This is a genomic window from Magnetospirillum molischianum DSM 120 (genome assembly GCF_000294655.1).
In the GTDB taxonomy this organism is placed as follows: domain Bacteria; phylum Pseudomonadota; class Alphaproteobacteria; order Rhodospirillales; family Magnetospirillaceae; genus Phaeospirillum; species Phaeospirillum molischianum.
This window is the reverse complement of sequence record NZ_CAHP01000014.1, coordinates 59746-79193: the sequence shown is the minus strand read 5'-3', so window position 1 is coordinate 79193 and position 19448 is coordinate 59746. Positions and strand designations below refer to the sequence as shown.

The 19448-nt window shown below is 58.6% G+C and carries 14 protein-coding genes; 12 read left to right on the top strand and 2 right to left on the bottom strand.

The window, feature by feature from the left end:
• Window positions 1-61: 61 nt before the first annotated feature.
• Genes PHAMO_RS04655 through PHAMO_RS04630 form a run of 6 tightly spaced genes read left to right on the top strand, consistent with a single transcriptional unit; the run spans window position 62 to window position 7157 of the window.
• Window positions 62-1690 (top strand): XrtA system polysaccharide chain length determinant, encoded by a 1629-nt coding sequence (locus PHAMO_RS04655; RefSeq protein WP_002726917.1) that lies wholly within the window; start codon window positions 62-64, stop codon window positions 1688-1690.
• The gene (locus PHAMO_RS04650) at window positions 1677-2585 is read left to right on the top strand and encodes an XrtA-associated tyrosine autokinase (RefSeq protein WP_002726914.1); all 909 of its coding nucleotides are present in this window, start codon (window positions 1677-1679) and stop codon (window positions 2583-2585) included. Before PHAMO_RS04655 ends, PHAMO_RS04650 begins: the two co-directional genes overlap by 14 nt.
• On the top strand, window positions 2569-4140 hold the full coding sequence (locus PHAMO_RS04645) for a TIGR03016 family PEP-CTERM system-associated outer membrane protein (RefSeq protein WP_002726913.1): 1572 nt from the start codon (window positions 2569-2571) through the stop codon (window positions 4138-4140). The genes PHAMO_RS04650 and PHAMO_RS04645 overlap by 17 nt, the downstream gene beginning before the upstream one ends.
• A gap of 1 nt (window position 4141) precedes the next feature.
• Complete coding sequence (locus PHAMO_RS04640) at window positions 4142-5155, top strand: XrtA/PEP-CTERM system-associated ATPase (protein ID WP_002726911.1); 1014 nt, start codon at window positions 4142-4144, stop codon at window positions 5153-5155.
• 47 nt (window positions 5156-5202) lie between these two features.
• Window positions 5203-6126, top strand: a complete 924-nt coding sequence (locus PHAMO_RS04635) for an XrtA system polysaccharide deacetylase (protein ID WP_002726908.1) — start codon at window positions 5203-5205, stop codon at window positions 6124-6126.
• Complete coding sequence (locus tag PHAMO_RS04630; RefSeq protein ID WP_002726906.1) at window positions 6117-7157, top strand: FemAB family XrtA/PEP-CTERM system-associated protein; 1041 nt, start codon at window positions 6117-6119, stop codon at window positions 7155-7157. Before PHAMO_RS04635 ends, PHAMO_RS04630 begins: the two co-directional genes overlap by 10 nt.
• A gap of 64 nt (window positions 7158-7221) precedes the next feature.
• Here PHAMO_RS04630 and PHAMO_RS04625 read toward each other — a convergent pair whose 3' ends face one another.
• Window positions 7222-8424: a TIGR03087 family PEP-CTERM/XrtA system glycosyltransferase gene (locus PHAMO_RS04625; protein WP_002726904.1), complete on the bottom strand. Its 1203-nt coding sequence runs from the start codon at window positions 8422-8424 to the stop codon at window positions 7222-7224.
• A gap of 158 nt (window positions 8425-8582) precedes the next feature.
• Between PHAMO_RS04625 and xrtA the strand changes: the two genes are divergently transcribed.
• From xrtA to PHAMO_RS04595, 6 genes are all read left to right on the top strand, one after another.
• Window positions 8583-10040 (top strand): exosortase A, encoded by a 1458-nt coding sequence (gene xrtA / locus PHAMO_RS04620; protein ID WP_002726903.1) that lies wholly within the window; start codon window positions 8583-8585, stop codon window positions 10038-10040.
• Between the two features lie 17 nt (window positions 10041-10057).
• Window positions 10058-11983, top strand: a complete 1926-nt coding sequence (locus tag PHAMO_RS04615) for an XrtA/PEP-CTERM system amidotransferase (RefSeq protein WP_002726902.1) — start codon at window positions 10058-10060, stop codon at window positions 11981-11983.
• A 169-nt stretch (window positions 11984-12152) separates the two neighbouring features.
• Complete coding sequence (locus PHAMO_RS04610; protein ID WP_002726901.1) at window positions 12153-13040, top strand: PEP-CTERM sorting domain-containing protein; 888 nt, start codon at window positions 12153-12155, stop codon at window positions 13038-13040.
• A gap of 221 nt (window positions 13041-13261) precedes the next feature.
• Window positions 13262-13897, top strand: coding sequence for a helix-turn-helix transcriptional regulator (locus tag PHAMO_RS18325; protein ID WP_162136944.1), 636 nt, complete (start codon window positions 13262-13264; stop codon window positions 13895-13897).
• Window positions 13898-14176: 279 nt separating this feature from the next.
• Window positions 14177-15565 (top strand): glycosyltransferase, encoded by a 1389-nt coding sequence (locus PHAMO_RS04600; protein WP_002726899.1) that lies wholly within the window; start codon window positions 14177-14179, stop codon window positions 15563-15565.
• Window positions 15562-17001: a lipopolysaccharide biosynthesis protein gene (locus PHAMO_RS04595; RefSeq protein ID WP_002726898.1), complete on the top strand. Its 1440-nt coding sequence runs from the start codon at window positions 15562-15564 to the stop codon at window positions 16999-17001. The genes PHAMO_RS04600 and PHAMO_RS04595 overlap by 4 nt, the downstream gene beginning before the upstream one ends.
• 68 nt (window positions 17002-17069) lie before the next feature.
• On the opposite strand, the gene PHAMO_RS04590 is transcribed toward PHAMO_RS04595, so the two are convergent.
• Window positions 17070-19448, bottom strand: a complete 2379-nt coding sequence (locus PHAMO_RS04590) for an RIFT barrel domain-containing protein (protein ID WP_002726896.1) — start codon at window positions 19446-19448, stop codon at window positions 17070-17072.

The window sequence follows — 19448 nt, the reverse complement described above, 5'->3', positions numbered from 1 at the left end:
ATAGGCCTGCCTTAGCCCATCGGCAAGAGCGGGACGTTTTGGGGTGCACAGGAGGTCGGACGTGGTCTCGCTGACTTCGTATATTCCACAGAACGTTCATGACCATCTCCATACCTATTGGCAGCGCCGCTGGCTGGTTCTGATGGTGGCGTGGGTTGTTGCGGTGTTGGGCTGGCTGGTGGTGGCGGTGATACCCGACCAGTACAAGGCCCTTACTCGCGTCTATGTCGAAACCGATAACCTGCTGACCCCGCTGTTACGCAATATCGCTGTTCAACCCGATGTGCAGCGGCAGTTGGAAGTCATGCAGCGGACCCTGCTCAGTCGCAGTAACGTCGCTCAGGTGGCGCGCGCGACCGATCTCGATCTCAATGTTCATACCGATGCGGATGCCGACGCGCTGTACGCCCGGTTACAGCGTAAGGTCGAGGTAAAATCCGAGGGTAAGAACCTATTTTCCCTGACCTATAGCGATAGCAATCCCGAGATGGCCAAGAAGGTCGTCGAGGCTATCCTCAATATCTTTGTTGAGACAAATCTCGGTCAGAACCGATCGAATATGGAAAGTGCCCGCGGTTTTATTGAAAAACACATTTCTGAATATGAGCAAAAGCTAAAAGTTTCTGAGCAGAAATTATCTGAGTATAAAACAAAAAATGTAGAAACTATCTCGGCTATTGGGTCAAATTTTTCAGCAAAGGTCGATCAGTCGCGCCAAGAGTTGGTGAATGCTCAGAGTCATTATGATGAGGCGGTGATCGCGCGAGACATGTTGCGCGCCAATCTTTCCGCCATTCCCCAGTATCTGGATGGCGGTGCCTCGCCTCAGGTCGTGATTTCCAGTGCTGCGCCCAACAGTACGGAGGGGCGTATTCAGCAATTGGAAAACGAACTGGTCAAAATGAGGTTGAATTATACCGAACGCCATCCCGATGTGATTGCCACTTCGCGTGCGCTCGATCAGTTGCGGGCTCAGGCCGCGAAGGAAACCGCCGATCCGGTTGCGGCCAAATCAACCTCTCAGACCCGCATACCAAACGCCCTGTACGAGCAGGTCAAGCTGCGTCTGATCCAGGCCGAATCCAATCTGGCCACTGCCGCAGGTCAACTGCGTCTGGCCACCCAGACTCGGGATCGTTTGGCTTCGCTTGCCGAAGAGGGGCCTCGTATCGAAGCCGATCTTGCCGATCTCAACCGTGAGTATGGAGTTCTTCGGCAAAAATATGAAGAATTGCTGAGTCGGCGCGAGTCTGCCCGTATCAGCGAGGCGGTGGAAAGCAGCGGCGATAAGGTTCAGTTTCGTATTATTGAAGCGCCACAGGTGCCCGCGATTCCCTCGTTTCCGAATCGTCCGCTTCTGGTGTCACTGGTGCTTGTCGTTGGAATCGCTGCTGGCTTTTCTGTGGCGTTCTTACTTAGTAATTTTGAAGATACGGTGAAATCTAAAGAAAGTATTTTTGATTTATTTAATATTAGGGTTCTTGGTGGTGTGACGATGGTTCAAAGTATATCGTTAGAAATTGATCATCGCCGTGAGGTTTCAAAATTTATCTGGGCGTTGTCGAGTTTGTTTGTTTTATATGGGATCGTTATGGTTTTGACGCCCTATATCCAGACGTTCGCTAAGTTTGTCATGCGCACTAATCTTTATGGCCTTGTCGAGAGGCTCGTCAGCTATGTCTCTGGGTGATCGCGGAACCCTTGTCGAGCGCGTTGCCAGCCGGTTAGCTTCGGCGAAGCATTCTGCTGCTCCGCTGCCATCGGCACCGTCGCTTGCTGTCGTGCCTCCTCGTCCTGCCGTCGATTCCGCTCCACCCGCCGAGGCCATTGCCAAGCCGGACGATGCATTCCGGCCGGTTCGTCCTCCGGTCGAGATAAACTTTAATCGTCTGCTGACGGCCGGCTTTATCACGCCCAACTCCCCCCCGAGCCGACTGACCGAAGAATACCGTCTGATCAAGCGCCAGATCATTAAGGATGCCTTTCCTGATGGGGCGGTCTCCGGCAACAGTAATATCGTCATGGTGACCAGTTCGATTCCGGGGGAAGGGAAGACCTTCACGGCGCTGAATCTGGCGATGAGCCTGGTTTCGGAGCCGGGGCTGCATGTTCTACTGGTGGATGGAGACGCCTATCATCATTCGCTGGCGGGTCATATCGGTGTTGGCGAGGAAATGGGGCTGGCCGATCTGCTGATCGATTCCAGCTTGAAAATGCCCGATGTGATGCTGCGCACCAACGTGCCCAATCTGTCCTTTATTCCCCCCGGCCGGCCGCATCCCCATCGAGTGGAAATCCTGGCCAGCAAGCCGATGGCCAGGATGATGGCCGACCTTGCCCGACGTTATCCCGATCGCATCATCATCATCGATACTCCGCCGGTTCTGGTTAGTACCGAGGCCTCGGTGTTGGCGGCTTATGTCGGTCAGGTGGTGGTCGTGGTCGAGAAAGGGCGAACAACCAATAGAAGCTTGAAAAAAACAATAGATCTTCTTCAGGGTTGTTCCAACCTGAACTGCATTTTGAATAAATGCGATTTAGACCTCTATAAAGAGGGGTATGATTCGTATGCGTATCAAGCTTAAAAAATATACCTCTCTATGGCCGTTTTTTCTATTCGCCTCCTTGGTTCAGGCGTCGGCGGTCCATGCCGATGATTGGAGCTTTACACCGAAGATTGCGCTGGAAGAGAAGTGGACCGACAACGCCTTCTCTGCACCCCGTCAGACTAAATCCGATTTCATCACCACCGCGACTCCTGGTCTGGCGATTTCCGGCAAGGGGCGAGACCTGACCGTTGGCCTCGATTACACCCTCTCTTATGACCGTTACGCGACCTATGACGAACTCAGCGGAGTCCGCCATCGCGGCAACGGTGTGGCGAATGCGCAGATCGTGGAAGACCTCTTGTTCCTTGATCTGCGCGGTAATATTTCCGAGCAGCAGGCCAATCCCGCCGGTCCAGGCACGGCGGTGGACCGCACATCGGCCAGCTCCAACACCAATCAGGTCACGACCTACAGCATCAATCCGCAGGTGAAGCACCGCTTCGGCCCCTGGGCGGCGGGGGTGGTGAGCTATGCCCATAACGAGACGATAACTGAGGCATCCAGCACCACCTCTTCCCATAACACCCCATCCCTCTCTAACTCCGCTCTGTATGGTGCCACGGGGAACGGCGGTATGGCCAATTCGGTGGTCGATAGCGGAAAGGCCAGCTTGAGAAGTGGCGAAGAATTCACCCGCATGCAGTGGGGTGTAACAAGCGAGGCGATGCGTAGCGAACACGGAAGCAAGACCTTCTCCCAAACCACCCAGACACTCGACAACGAAATCAAGATATCCCATGAATTTGGATTTCTGAGCCAAGTCGGTGTGGACAGCCTGAGCGGAAGCGACCTCGACAGCGACAAATATTCAGGTCTGTTCTATGCGGGCGGCATTCATTGGGCGCCATCCGCCAAAAACGACCTGCGGCTCGAATTTGGTCGGCGGTATGGCAGTTTGAGCAGCAAGGCGAGCGTTGCCTACGCGATCGGCCCGTTCACTCAGCTTAAATTATCGCATACGAGCGGGGTCTCAACCGATGCGCTTCAGACCGCTGGGGCGCTCTCGAATGTGCAGCGCGATGAACTGGGCCGCTTTGTTGATCCGTTCTCGGGCCTTGCCGCGAACCCGGCCTCTAGCCCGTTTGCCAGTACGAATGCGGTTTACAAGCAGCGCAAGACCGAAATGGTGCTGATCCATCGGCGTGAGCGCGATACGCTGACCCTGCTGACGTCATTGAATACGCGCGACGGCATCACCGCGCCTAGTACGTTCGGTGCCGCCGGAACAACCGTTCTTCCTGTGGCCAATATGGGACAGGGCAGCACGACGGCGATGACGTCCACCGTGGCCTGGACTCACCAACTAACCCCGATTGTCTCCAGTACGGCGACACTCAGCCAGTCGGATATTATCAGTGCGCCCGTCGAGTCCGGCAAAAGTCAGCGCCTCAACGCGAGTCTTGATCTGACCTACCAGATGAATCCGACCTTAGCCAGTTCGGTTGGATACCATTACATGGATGTCCAGCCTAATTCCAGTTCAGGTGTTACTGAAAATGTGGTGGTTATCGGCCTGAGGAAGAAGTTCTAGAATGTATCTTGAATATTACGGCCTGAGCGGATTTCCTTTTCTGATTACGCCGGACATTCGATTCCTTTTCGAAAGTTCAGTGCATAAGAAGGCAATGTCGCACCTTCTGTTCGGCCTTGATCAATCCGAAGGCTTCATCGTGATCACCGGCGATGTCGGCGCGGGCAAGACCACCATTCTCGACCATCTTCTCAATACACTCGATACCACGACCTTCGTTGCCGCGAAGATTGTCAGCACCCATTTGCAGGGCGACGACATGCTGAGAGCGGTAGCGGGGGCTTTCCGCCTGGAGTTCGACGGAAGTTCCAAGGCCAGCCTGCTGAATCGTATCGAGAGATTCCTGAACGAGAATCACAGCAGGAACCTGCGCACATTGCTTCTGGTGGATGAGGCGCAGAACATCACCGTGCAGGCGCTTGAGGAATTGCGCATGCTGTCGAACTTCCAGGTCGGTTCCAGAGTCCCGTTGCAGAGCCTGTTGCTGGCGCAACCTCAATTCCGCCGCATGCTTGCCAATCCTGATCTGGAGCAGTTTCGTCAGCGGATTATCGCCTCCTACCATCTTGGGCCGATGGATGCGGCGGAAACCGGTGCCTATATCCGCCACCGTCTGTCGGTGGTGGGGTGGGCCAACGATCCCGAATTCGCGCCCGAGGCGATGGACGACATCTTCGCTTATACCGGGGGTGTTCCGCGCAAGATCAACGCTTTTTGCACGCGCCTGATGCTGTTCTGCTTTCTTGATGAACTGCACCGGATCGACCGCGATGTCGTCGCCGCCGTTGTTGACGATCTGCGCCGAGAGATCAATCAGGTGTTGGAGCACGGCGATAAACCGGGAGGAGGGGGCATGACCTCTTCCCTGACAGAGGCCGAGTCCGCTTTTGTCACCCGGTTGGAGCGGTTGGAACGCGCCACTTTGCGCCATGGCCGCGCGCTACGGGTGATGTTGTCGCTGGTTGACAGTCAACTTCATGCCAACCAGAGCGGACCCGATACCGACTGGCCCTGAGGCCACGCTGATCAGCGAGATCTGGTGAAATCCACCGGGAGACATGGATGATGACGAACAGTCCTTCCTTTCGCGAAAAGCAATTTGAACCGTTGCGTCGTGACGGACGCATCGTCAACGCCATGACGGTCGATGTGGAGGATTATTTTCAGGCTCAGGCCCTGGCCGCGGCGTTCGAGCGCAGCACCTGGGACCGCCAACAATACCGGGTCGAACGTAATACCGATCTGATCCTTGATCTGTTTGCCGAAGCTCAGGTGCACGCCACCTTTTTCCTTCTTGGCTGGGTGGCTGAACGTCACAAGGCACTGGTCCATCGCATCGTTGCCGCTGGGCATGAATTGGCCAGCCATGGCTATGATCATCGCCGCGCCGACGAGCAGACCCCCGAGGAATTCCGCCACGATGTACGGCGGTCGAAACGGTTAATCGAGGATATTGGCGGTGTTGCCGTGGCGGGATACCGCGCTCCGACCTTTTCGATTAATCATCAGAATATGTGGGCGTTCGATATTTTGGCCGATGAGGGATATTCCTATTCATCCAGCATCAGTCCCATCCGCTACAAATATTACGGAATGCCCACGTCCCCCCGCTTCGCCTTCTATCCGCAGGCCGACGGGTCGTTGGAGGAATACCCGATTACCACGGCGCGGATCGGGACGCGGAATCTGCCTTGCGGCGGCGGCGGGTTTTTCCGACTGCTCCCATATACCCTGATCCGCGCCGGGTTCAACCGGGTCAACCGGGTCGATCGGCGGGCGGGGATATTCTACATCCATCCTTGGGAGGTCGATCCCGACCAGCCGCGCGCGCGGGGGGTGTCGTTTAAGTCTCGGTTCCGCCATTACCTCAATCTCGACAAGACCCAAGGCCGTTTGCGCCGGTTGGTGCACGATTTGGCTTGGGATCGCGTTGACCGTGTTTTTGTGCCGGGCGCGGCGCGAGAGGGAGCGTCTTCATGGGAGTGACCGTTGTCGCGGTCGATGACCGCAATGCCGCCGCCTGGGATCGGTTCGTCGTTTCGGAGTGTCCCGAGGCAACTTTTTTCCACCGGCTGGGGTGGAAACAGGTCGTGGAGCGTGTCTATGGGCAGGCGGGACATTATCTCTATGCCGAGCGCGATGGACGGATCGTTGGGGTGTTGCCCCTGATTTTGGTCAAGAGTCCCCTGTTCGGTACCCGCCTGATCTCCACCGCCTTCACGATCGGCGGCGGCGTTGCCGCAATCGATGACGAGGCCCGTCACGCCCTTGATGATGCCGCGCTTTGTCTGATGGACCGTTTGGGGGCCAGCAGTTTGGAATATCGCCAGCCGCCGACCTGCCACGCAGAGGGCTGGGTTTCGTGCTCGGATATCTACGCCACCTTCGACCGCCCTATTCCCGCCAGCGAAGAGGAGTGCCTGAAGCAGATTCCGCGCAAGCAGCGGGCTGTGGTTCGTAAGTCGATTGAAGGGAAGAACCTGGACGACCGACTGGAGGGCGATCCCACGAGTTTCTTTCCACTCTACGCTTTCAGCATGCGCAACATGGGGACGCCGGTTTTTGGGCGGCGGTTCTTTGTCGAAGTGATGAAGACGTTCGGTTCGGATTGCGATTGCCTGACCGTGACACACCAAGGGCGGCCGCTGTCCAGTGTGCTGAGTTTCTACTTCCGCGACCGCGTACAGCCGTATTACACCGGCTGTCAGCCGGAGGCGCGCGATTTAGGCGCAAATGACTATATGTATTGGAAGCTGATGCGTCGTTCAGTCGCGCGCGGCTACACCCTCTTTGACTTCGGACGTTCAAAATTTGGCACCGGCCCGTTTAACTTCAAGAAGAATTGGGGGTTTGAGCCCAAGCCGGTTACGCATGAATTTCGCCTGAAGAATGGCGGAGCACTGCCCGAGATCAATCCACTCAATCCCAAATACAGGGCCTTTATCGCGGTGTGGAAACGCTTGCCGTTACCGCTGGCGAATTTACTCGGCCCTCATGTCATTCGCCATATTGGTTGAGTGATAATAGCCCATGTCACTGGTGGTCCGGCGATGCGATCGCAACATGCATGAGAGACGCTTGTCACGCCGTCAGTAGCCGTTCGTAGGCGGCAAGTTTGTCATCCCAACCATACGCCCCGACCATGCACGCTCGCGCTGCCGCGCCCATCGCCGCCATCTCTGGATCGGTGAGCGCACGGAGAGTGGCTCGGGCCAAGTCGGCGGCGCTATCCTCTACCAGCAGATCCTGCCCCGGTTTGGCATTGATGCCTTCCCAGCCTTGCGATGTGGTGACGACCACCCGGCCCATCGCCATTGCCTCCAGCACTTTGTTCTGGATGCCGCGGGCAACCCGCATGGGGGCGACCGCCACCGCTGCATGAGACAGGTAGGGGCGGACATCGGCGACACGGCCGGTGACGGTGATGCCCGGTTGCTTGGCGAGGTCGAGAACCTCGCGGGTGGGATTGGCACCAACGATGACGAAGCGGGCCGAGGGAACCGTCGTTGCTACCGTGGGGAAAATCTCGTTGGCGAACCAGCGCACGGCGTCGATGTTGGGCCAGTAATCCATCGATCCGGTAAAGACGATGGGGTGGGTTGCCGCCTCGAACGGCGAGGGGAAATCGGTGGACGGGGTGAAGTGTCCCAGATCGATTCCATTGGAGATGGCGTGGATCTTGTCGGCATGCTCCGGGACCATCGTGCGAAACAGCGTTGCCTCGGCGGGCGAAACGAACACGCTGGCATCGGTCCAGGCGCAGACGTCGCGGTCGAAGGCGAACAGCTTTTTGCTTTCGCGTCGATAGATCTGGTTCATTGGCCAAGCCTGAGCCTCGGCATATTGGCGCCATTTATCCGAATCGACATCGACGAAATCCATTACCACCCGTTCGGGCCGCATCGGTCCCTGGCGTGGGATGTATTGCGCCATCACCGACGAGTAGACGAAGGCGGCGCGAGGATGGTGGGTCTTCAGCACGCTATCGACCCACTGGGCCAACCGGAGGTCGTGGAAATAGGGTTCGCTCAGCGATTTTCCCCGCACGAGGCCGGTGAGTGAGCGCAGCTTGCCGATCGTTTTGTCGAGCGGAATGCAGCAGACATCTGTGCAGTAATGGCGAAGCGCTTCGACATGATCCCAGTCGGCAGGGTCGTCAATGAAGCATCCGACATGAAGATTCCGTGTGCGGGCAAGGTGCCGCAGTACGGCGAACGAGCGAATCTTGTCGCCCTTTTGTGGGGGGAGGGGAATTCTCTGACATAGGAATATCAATGGATCCATGGTGGAATCCCCCGCATTGATGAGCTATTGTCTTTTAGATCCAAGGGAATTTCTTTTCAATGATATTAAAAATAAACGAATTAAGTCGAAATGTTACTGCGTCTGTTTGCGAAGCTTTTTATTCACGTTTCGATTCAATTTGTATTTTTTCGTCTTTGATGGTTTTTTCGGTTCTCCTCTATTGGGATGGCTATCGTGGTGCGGTTCGGTTGTGGGAGGGCAGCGCGGCCTATACGCATTGTTTTCTGATTATTCCGATCGCCCTTTTCCTGGTGTGGACCAACCGCGACGATTTGCGCGGCTATGCTCTTCGTCCCTCGGCCTGGGGGGCCGTGGTCGTGGGGCTGTTTGGCGGCGTGTGGTTTTTTGCCTACCTCTCGGGGGTGGCCGAAGGCGTACATATCGCCCTCGTCGGCATGATGCAGGGCGTTTTGCTCGGACTCTTGGGGCCACGTCTTTGTCGTCGGGTGCTGCTGCCGCTGCTCTATCTGTGGTTGATGGTGCCCACCGGTGATTTTTTGATCGGACCATTGCAGACGATAACCGTCCAGGCGGCCTCGCTGATGTTGGAGTGGAGCGGCGTTTCCACTTTCCACGAGGGACTGACGATCGAGGTGCCGAGTGGCCTTTATACGGTCGCGCCTGGATGCGCCGGTCTCAATTTCCTGCTGGCCGGGCTTGCGACCGCTCTTGCTTTTGCCGAACTGGCCTATCGTCGCTGGACCAGGAAACTGGCCTTCGTTGCCGCGATGATCGTCGTGGCCGTGGTCGGCAATGCCTTGCGGGTCTTCCTGATCATCCTGATCGCCCCTGTTATCACCTGGAAGGTTGATATCGTTGACGATCACCTCCTGTATGGCTGGGGCTTTTTCTCGTTTCTGCTGCTGGCCGTGATGACGGTCGGCTTTATGTTTCGCGAAGAGATCCTGCCGCGCCGCCAGGATGGGGTCACGGAGGAGCAGCCCGTCAAGTGGACGGTGGCTGGGCCGGTCGTGGCCGGGCTTGCCGTGGCTTTGGTGTTGCCCGCCGCGATTGCCCGCGCAGGCTGGCCCGATGTCCCCGTTCCGGTGTCGGGGCCAGCGCCGGGTCTAACCTGTGGCGAGTTTGCCCCCGTCGCGGCGTCGGCGGAATGGGGTGCGGGCTTCTCTGGTATCGACACATATGCGGCTGCCGGCTGCGAGATCGCGGGGCGTCATGTCGATCTTGCTGCCGTTGTGCTGCGTCAGCCTGTGCGACACGGCAAGATCATCGGCATGGAACGCCGGGCGATGGACCCGGAGCGCTGGGGGCGCGTCGCCCGGACTCACGCCTCGGTGCGTCTGGAGGGGGTGATGGTGCCGGTTCAGGCCGATGTCCTGTTTTCGGGCGGGCGGTCCCTGTTGGTGTGGTCGCTGTTTCATGTCGATGGGGCGTGGCGGGAGCCGGGCCTCTCCACTGCGCTGGCCGATCTGCGCGCGGAAGTCCTGGGCCACCCGCGGCGAGCGGCGATGCTGGTGGCGGCTACCGAATTCAGTGAAGGCCAGGAGGCGGAGGCCGCTCAGACCCTGGCTATTCTGCTTGGTGCACGCTCGGGCGCGGCCGCGATGATTCAGGAAGCCTCCGAGGCTCGGCCTTAAAGAACAGGGGTGCGGATATGTGCGGCTTGGTCGGCATTTTCGATAGCAGCGGGGAACGACAGATCGATCGCGCCCTGCTGCGGCGCATGAATGACAGAGTGGCGCATCGGGGGCCGGATGGTGCCGGAGAGCATTTCGGGCCGGGGCTTGGGCTTGGGCACCGGCGCTTGGCCATTATCGATGTCGGCGGAGGGCGGCAGCCGCTCTACAACGAAGATGGCTCGGTTGTCGTGGTGTTCAATGGTGAGATTTATAATTACCGCGACATAATCCCTGAATTGGAAGCGGCCGGTCATGTCTTCCACACCCACAGCGACACGGAAGTGATTGTCCATGCCTGGGAAGAGTGGGGCGAGCGTTCAGTCGAGCACTTTCGCGGCATGTTCGCCTTTGCTTTGTGGGATGAGACCCGCCAGACTTTGTTCATCGCCCGCGACCGCCTTGGCAAAAAGCCCCTCTATTATGCTCTTTTGCCCGACGGCACCTTGGTGTTTGGCTCGGAACTGAAGTCGGTGATGGTTCATCCCGGCGTTTCCACCGCGCTCGATCCGTGGGCCGTCGATGAATTCTTCGCCTATGGCTATGTTCCCGATCCGCGCTCGATCTATCGTGCCGTGCGCAAATTGCCGCCCGCTCACTGGTTGCTGTGGCGGCGTGGCGCGGCGATGGAGTTGCGGTCCTATTGGGATTTGCGCTTCGACGGCGAGCCGGTGACAGATCTCAATGAAGCCAAGGCCGAGCTGGTGGAGCGCCTGAACGCGGCAACGCGGTTGCGGCTCGTTTCCGACGTACCGCTGGGTGCCTTTCTGTCGGGCGGGGTGGATTCCAGCGCCGTGGTCGCTTTGATGGCGGGGATGTCGAGTTCGGCGGTGAAGACCTTTTCCATTTCCTTTGGGGATCGCGCCTACGACGAGTCGGCCTATGCCCAGCGGATGGCCGAACGTTATTCCACCGACCATCACGCCCGCGCGGTCACTCCCGACGAGTCCGATCCGCTGTCGAACCTGGCCGCCCGCTATGACGAGCCGTTCGGCGACAGTTCCGCCATGCCCACCTATCGGGTCTGCCAACTCGCCCGTGAACGGGTCACGGTGGCTCTATCCGGCGATGGTGGGGATGAATTGTTTGGGGGCTATCGTCGCTATGCCCTGCACCATATGACGGAACAGGTCCGGCGCACGGTGCCGACGGGGCTGCGGCATTCGCTGTTTGGCATGCTGGGCAGGGTCTATCCCAAGGCCGATTGGGCACCCCGGTTTCTGCGCGCCAAAACCACCTTCCAGGAATTAGGGATGGAGTCCGCCGATGCCTACTTCCAAGGGGTATCGGTGCTGAACAACACAATGCGTCGGCGCCTGTTCAGTGACGCATTCCGCCGCGATCTCCAGGGGTATTGCGCCAGCCATGTTGTGCGTTCCGCGATGGCGGCGGCCGATACCGACGATGATCTGGCCAAAATCCAATATGCCGACATCAAGACATGGTTGCCGGGTGGAATTCTGGTCAAGGTCGATCGCGCCAGTATGGCGACCTCGTTGGAGGTGCGTTCGCCATTGCTCGATCATGAATTGGCGGAGTGGAGCATGCGCCTTGCTCCGTCGCTCAAGCTCAAGGGCCGCGAAGGTAAGCTGGTGCTGAAGCGGGCGGTGGAGCCCTATGTCGATCGTGACCTGCTCTATCGTCCCAAGCGCGGTTTTTCCATGCCGTTGCTGCGTTGGTTGCGTGGGCCTTGGCGCGGACGGTTGGACACGATGACCGGAGATGACGGGTCGCTGGCCGCCACCGGCCTGTTCAACATGTCCAATGTGCGTTTGCTGGTCGATCAGCACCTGTCGGGGCAATCGGATCACAGTGCGGCACTCTGGCTGTTGCTGATGTTCGAGGCTTTTCTGGTCAATGCGGCGAAAGGGGAAGCCACTTTCCATCGTCAGGCGACGGTGTAAGGCGTTTCTATCGGTTGTATCGGCGAGGTCTCTGGATTTTCTTACGATTTTCGCATTCGAGAAGTGGGTCTTTTTCTGCAAACCCCTTTTGTATCAGTTGGTTGTATCTGTTGGTATGGGGTTTGCTTGTGAGTGGGGTAACTGCAATTTCAAAGGCATGGAGGCTCTCATGACTGTTCAAAAAATAGTCTATGCTGTTCTGGCCGCAGGCATGGTGCTTTCCAATCCCGCCAGTGCCAGCGTCCTCAATTCTTCGGACATCAAGGCGTACACCATCGCCCATGGCAACACGGGTAAGGCCGTCATCGGTGATGCCAATATCACCGCTTACGCCAATCTTTACGCCGAGGGGGCTGTTCCGGCCCGGACGGTCGGGAAGTTCAGCTTCACCAATCAGGCCGGGGTTTCTGGCGTCGGTGTTGATGGTTCTGCGGTGTTGGGGCCAGCCAATGATCGTGGTTCCGAAATCGATTACTGGCGTGTCAAAGACCATTATGGCGTGATCACGCACGAGAACACCGAAGAATTGTCGGTTAAGTTCACCCAGAAGCAAGTCCAGTTCAGTTCGATCAAGCTGGCTTTGCTTTTCAATGGTTCCGATACCGTGTGGAACGGTACAAACTACCCGACACCAACAAGTCCGACTGGTATTGCCGAATATCTGGACCACAACGAAACGGCTCGCATCGATATCGACGGCTACTATGGCCTGTTGGCCTTGACCGGCGAGGATACGGCTCTCTGGGGGCTGTATGATAGCGTAACGAAAGCCTTGTTGTTCTCGAAGACCGTCACTTCGTGCAATGCCGGTGCGACAACCTATGGCAATACCGGCTGCTTTGAGGTCACCAATCCTTTCGTTAATGCCGCCGGCCAATACCTCAATACGCTGACGGCGAACATCACCGCCGTCTATAGCGGTGGCCCCAATGAATCCGATTTCGTGCTTTCGTCCGCCACCTACCATCAGGTTCCCGCCCCGACCGCTTTGGCGATCCTCGGGATTGGTCTTCTTGGTCTCGGTGCGGCGGCGGCCCGTCGGCGTCAGGCGATCTAGCGCCCGAGCCCAGCCGTTCGTCGGGTGACATTGGTTCTCATGCGAAAATGCTCCCTCTCTTGGCAGAGGGGGAGCATTTTTTCGTTTTATTACGTCTATGTTTGTCGATGCTAAATAAGAACCATATCGTGTTATTCAGGAGGCGTGCGTGGTGCTGGGGGACAAAAATGTACGCGTCAGCTTCCAAGGTAAACGATCGGTTCCAAGCGGGATCTCCCTTGATGTTCCGCAGCGCGGAGGGTGCAGTGCCGCGCATTTTGGTCATGGGGGGGGCCGGTTCCGCGGCAATCGACACGCTTAACCAGCATTTAGCGTATTTGGGCTTGGCCGTGGTTTCTTGGGAGGATGTGGACACGCCAAAGGCGAATCAGGACGGTGTTGTCGGTGCGGTGGTGGTGACTCCGCTTGATCCTTTCGAGGAGCGCTTGCTTATCGCCGCGTGCGCCAGTCGGATCGGGTCCGTGCCGTTCGTCGTTCTGTCGCCAGCCAATGACGCCCGTCGTGCGGTTTTCGCCTTGAAGCATGGGGCGAGCGATTTTTTCACGATGGATTCCGATTGGATGGCGGTCGGTGGATTGGCTGAATACTTGGGCAGTCTTGTGCGCGAGGCGGCTGAACGCGGTCGTGCTCCGTCTGGTCCGGCCGCTCCGACTCACATCCTGTCGGCGCGGGAACGCGAATGCCTGGGGTGGAGCGCGCTCGGCCTGACCACCGATGTGATCGCCTTTAAGTTGTGCATTTCGGGGCGGACGGTGCGGTTCCACCTGACCAATGCAATGTCAAAATTGAGGGCGTCGAATCGGTCTCATGCCATCGCTCGCGCCCTACAGATGGGGTTGATTCAACTGCCACAATAGGGCGATCCCGATCAGGTTTGGAGGCCCATACCGTCACAGACGACTTTCAAAAGGTACGATATCAGGCTGATGCCATCGTTCTCGTGTATAAGATTAATTCACCGAGAACACTAACAACTTTTGGTTTTTATGTCTAGGGTGTCTTGACGTTTATCCCATGGGGCTTAGGCGGATCGGCGAAGATGACACATGAACCGGCATCGTACCCATACGTTTGGCTCTGCACTCAGTTTCGATGATCCGCATTGAAGCAGAGTGTTCCAGGTTAAAGGTTGGCGCGTGAAGATTCTGATCGTTTCCTGGTACTTCCCCCCCACCAATGCCATTGGTGCGGTTCGCGTCGGCAAGTTTGCGCGTTTTTTGCGCGCTCAAGGCCACGATGTCCGCGTTCTCTGCGGAACTCCGACCGATATTCCGTCCACTCTCGCCCGCGAAGTTCCCGATGATACCGTGGTGCGCACCGGCTGGGTCGATGTCAATGGTTTGCCCAAAACCATGGCCCGCCTGCGTCGTCGTCTGAGAGCCCTGCTGTCGGGTGGAGACGGCGGACAGAAGAGGGCCGATACTGATCCGGCACAGCTCCAGCGGGAGGCTGGCCCGCGACGGGGCCTTGATCGGGTGCTGCACAGCTTGGGGTGGTTTTACAAGCATGCGGTGAGCTTCCCCGACAGTTGGGGGGGGTGGACCCCGTTTGCTCTGGCCGGGGCGCGGACGATCTGCCGCGACTGGAGCCCCGATATGATTTTCGCCAGCGGCCCCCCCTTTACCGCTTTCCTTGTCGCGCAGCGTCTGGCGCGGCGGCACGGTGTTCCCTGGGTGGCGGAATATCGCGACCGTTGGGTCGATGACCCCTATTTCAGTGCCGATTGGCCAGAGTGGCGTCTGCGCCTGCTGACCGTTTTAGAACGTCGCCTCGTTGCCACTGCCGCCGGGGTGGTGACGGTATCGCTGCCGTGGGCGGCCTTCTTTCAACGCAAGTTCGGCAAGCCGGTGGTTGCCGCTTTCAACGGATTCGACCCTCGCGATTTCGCCGTTGCCGATCCGTCGCCCGAGCCGTTGTCTCATGACCGCCTGACGATCCTTTACACCGGGGTGATCTATGCCGGTCGCCGCGATCCCACCCCGTTATTCACGGCGATTAACGCGCTGGGGCCACGGCGTAATCTGGTTTCTGTGATGTTTGTCGGCACCGAGCCATCTCATGTGATGCCGCTGGCGATTCGGGCTGGCGTTGCTGATCTGGTCAAGGTAGTGGCGCCGGTTCCCTATGCGGACTCCATCTGGTTGCAGCGCCGGGCCGATCTGTTGTTGCTATTGCAGTGGAACGCTCCAGCGGATTTCGGCCATGTGCCAGCCAAATTGTTCGAATATCTGGCGGTACGGCGACCGATTATCGGTCTCGGGCTGGAAGATAATATGCCCGCAGCGGTGATCCGCGAACGCCGGGCGGGAGTGTTCTCCAACGATCCGGCAGTTTTGACGCGCGCCCTTGAGGACTGGATCGACATCAAGCAGCGCGAGGGCCGCATTCCCCAATTGCCGGTGCAGGTCTGCGCAGGGATGGATCGCGATACCCAATACACTCAGCTTGCCGCTTTTCTGGAGGAGCGGGTGGCGGAGTCTCGCTCCGATCCCGATCTGTCATCGCTCGCCGGACACCGGATGTGAGCATTCGCCGCTCTCTGGTGTTTTCTGTCATTGAGAAGTACGGCGGTCTCCTGATCAACGTTGTTACCGTGGTGGTGTTGGCGCGCCTGCTGTCTCCGGTCGAAACCGGTCTGTTCTCGGTGGCATCGGGCCTCGTCAATATCGCCCAGACCTTTCGTGATTTCGGAATCGCGAATTACATCATTCAGGAAAAGGAGATGACCCGGCCACGGTTGGCCACCGCGATCGGTATCAGCCTTTTGATCGGCTTTGGCTTCGCCGCTTTGTTTCTGGGGGGAGCCGGAGTGATCGCCTCTCTGTTCGGTGCTCCCGAATTGCGCGGCGTGATTATGTTCCTCAGCCTGAATTTCCTCGCGGTTCCGCTCAGTTCGGTGGCGATCGCGTTGATCCGGCGGCGGATGGATTTCGGCGTCAGCCTGCGCTTGGGGTTAATCGCCGCGTTGGTCAATTGCGGGGTTTCCATCCTGGCCGCGTCAAATGGGTATGGGGCGCTCAGTCTGGCCTGGGCCAGCACGTCCGCGATTCTCGTGACGCTCTTGATGGCGATATTGCATCTGAAAGGCGATATCCTGGTTCGTCCCTCTCTGACGGAATGGCGGCGAGTTACGTCGTTCGGGCTGTTCGCCAGTGGGGCGCAGATTCTGAATGAGATTTCCCAGCGTTTGCCGGAAATTGCCCTGGGCCGCACCCTGGGTTTTGGCGCCGTCGGGTTCTACAGCCGTGGCAATTCGCTGATTACTCTGTTCAGCCAGACTGTGATTCAGGCGGTGTGGCCGGTGGCGGTCAGTGCTCTGGCGCAATTGCACCGGCAGGGAGAATCGCTGCGCCAGCCTTACCTGAACGCTTTATCCCTGCTCACCGGAATTGCCTGGCCGATGTTGGTCCTGCTGGCCCTGCTGGCCCATCCGATTATCGATACGGTGTTTGGCGCTCAATGGCTGCCATCGGTTCCGGTCTCGCGTTGGCTGTGTCTGGCGGCGGGCTTCGGGGTACTCAGTCAGATTAATATTTCGGTGTTCAATGCGACGGGTCGGGTGCGCCAAAGCCTTTTTGTTCAGGCGATGGTGGTTCCGGTTCAGGTGGGGCTGCTTGTCGTTGCGACATCGTTTGGTATGGTCGAGGTAGCGATGGCTGCTCTGGCCGTGTCGGTTCTGCATGCCGCCCTGTCTCTGAGCCAGACTCTTCCTCTGGTCGGGTGCCGGTGGGGCGAGGTCTGCCGTATGCTCGTTCCCAGCCTGGGAGTGACCGTTGCCACCGCCCTCATTCCGCTTTGCGTCGGCATGGGATTGGGATGGGAGGCACCGATGTCGATCCTCGGTTTGGCCGCTGTCGCCGGTGTCTGCATTGTGCCGTGGCTGGCGGGAGTTTGGTTGCTGCGCCATCCGCTGGGAAACGAGATCGTGACACTGATCCGCCATGTGCGCCGCCCGCGCTGACCGTCTCTTATCGCGGAGATAAACGGGTCAGGATCGGGGACGCGTGATCAGAACAGCCCCGACTTTTGTCAGAACGCAGGTTGGCGGGGGACAATCGCCCAGGTTGGATCACTGGACATGGCATCGGAGAGTTTCGGCGTTTCCGCTTTCAACCGTTCGAACGCTTCGGCGGCACCCGGCACCGATAACGTGGCGGCTTGGGCCAAAGCTGCTCTTCCCATGGCGACGGCACCACTCGCCAGATTGGGATAGCCCCAAATGAACGCGGTGGGCGGTGGGCAGGACGTGACCTGGGGCCAATTGAGAGTGAATAATTCGCGCCAGGTTCGTACCAGCGCTCCGTCTGGATGGCGTGTCTTTAGCCAATATGCCGGGCCGTGGGCGTGGCAATACCCTTGGGCTTCGCTGGTCCACCGCCCCACGGTGAAACGCGCCAGCGCACGGAGGAATTCGTCGGCTCCGGGAACCTCCTGTTCGGCCAATCCGCCCAGCGTGGTGATCATAAAATCGAGTTGCCAGGGCGCGATCTGATCGGCGTGGAAGCGATCCATGTAGAACCCTAGCGGCGATGCCGCCGGGTCATGCACCACGTTGTTCAGATACCAGTCCAGATTCCCCTTCAGGCGGGCGGTGAAGTAATGCTTCATCGGGTGGGCATCGGGGGTGATGTAGGCGGCCTGGCCGAGCATCCTTAGCGTCCATGCCTGACCGCGCTGTTCGTTGGCATGCATCAGGCCACGGCTCTTTTCCCGGTGCCAGTCGGGATCAGCCTGACCCAGCGCCCAATTGGCCCAGAACTGAACCTCCTCCAGATAAAACAGATCGCCCGTGACCATGTAGGGCACATAACTGAGCGAGGGCATGTGGTTGGTCTCGGGCGTCCACGGTGTCAGGGCATAGCTGGGCTCTGGACGGATATCGGCATTGTGACCGCGATTGTAGAACAGAGAGATATCGGGGTGATCTTCCAAACTGACCGGCAGGTCCGTTTTGGCATCGCGGAAATGGATGGGGGGGCTGCCGCCGGCATCGGCATTGGCCAGCATCACCTCTTTCTGGCTTTGCCGCTGGCTGATCAGCCAGAGCGCGGTCCAGCGGGGCAGGGGGCCGATATCGTCGCGGGCACCGACCATCGGCATGTAATGGATGATGAAGGCGTTTCCAAGCGGTGTCGTATCGGCTTTGCGCAGGCGTTCTGACTCTTTCTCCAGTGCGCCGGGATTGGCCGTCAGAGTGGAATCGTAGTTGAGGATCGCCTTGCTGGCGCTCAGTGCCCTGAGGTCGTGGCGCACGGTGACGCCGGGATCTCCGTCCGACCACACCACCCGATGCCAGCGGGCGTTGGGATAATGACCAATACCTTCGTGTTGATAGATCTCGGTACCGTCCCGCGCGATGGAAATATCGTAAAAGACGGTGCCTGGGGTGATGCCATAGGTCCAGGTATTCTCGATCACGACGTCGCAGCGGAGCGCGCCTGTGGCATAGGTGCGCAAATAAAAGCGGGCAGACAACAGCGGGTGAGGCGATCCGGTTTCATCGCGCAGCGGAGCCACCAGCACGGCCTCGCGGGCCACTGGGCCAGACAGCCACAAGGGCGGCGCTTCCTTCTGGGCTTGCAGCGCCTCGCGCGACGACGCGGTATAAACCCGCTTCGGCTTGACAGTGGTTTCATGTGCGACGGAGATGCTGGCTTGGCCGGAATATTGGTAGCGGATGGGAAAGGAGCCGCTTGGCCAATCCCTGGGGGTAATCCATACCTTCTCATAGCCGTCACCGCGGCCCCATTTGAAGGCGTGGAACCGTCCGCCTGTATTGATTGCATCGGCAACCGCCTTGCTTAATCGGGTCAGGCTTTCATAGCCGCCGCCAGCGGTCTTTTTATCGACGGTTACCGTATAGGTATCGGCGGGATCGGTGCCGAGAATTAGGGTAATTTTCTCTCCCTCGACGAAGGGCGTGCCGGGCGTCTGGCCCTGGCGGTTACCAAAGCTCACCACGCTGATCTGAGGCACGTATGTTGTGGCACTGACAACGATGTCGTGTCCCGATGACGCGGACGCCGGTATCGGCGTAATGGCAGGCGGAGGCGCGGCCGTGCCGCGTTTCAGCGCCACGACCACCGTCTCGCGAGGTGCCACAACCGGCAGAATGGCGCTGATCACCGCATGGCGCAGCGAACCGTCGCGGTGGGTCGCGATCTGGTCCATCTGGAGCGGCAATGGAGTGCCGTTCCGCTCGGTCGCCATCAGAACCGCGCCCTTGGGCAATGCCCCCTTGGCGAAGGGGTGGCCGAATGTGACCGGCAGCATTGCCGATGCGCGCCCGCTATTGCTGACTTCGACGCAGGCGATGGCGTCGTCTGGACAGTTCCGCGCTGCTTTGGCGGGCGGCGGTGCAAGTGCGCACGCCAGAGTCACGATGGCCAGCAGAACAGGACGCGGCAT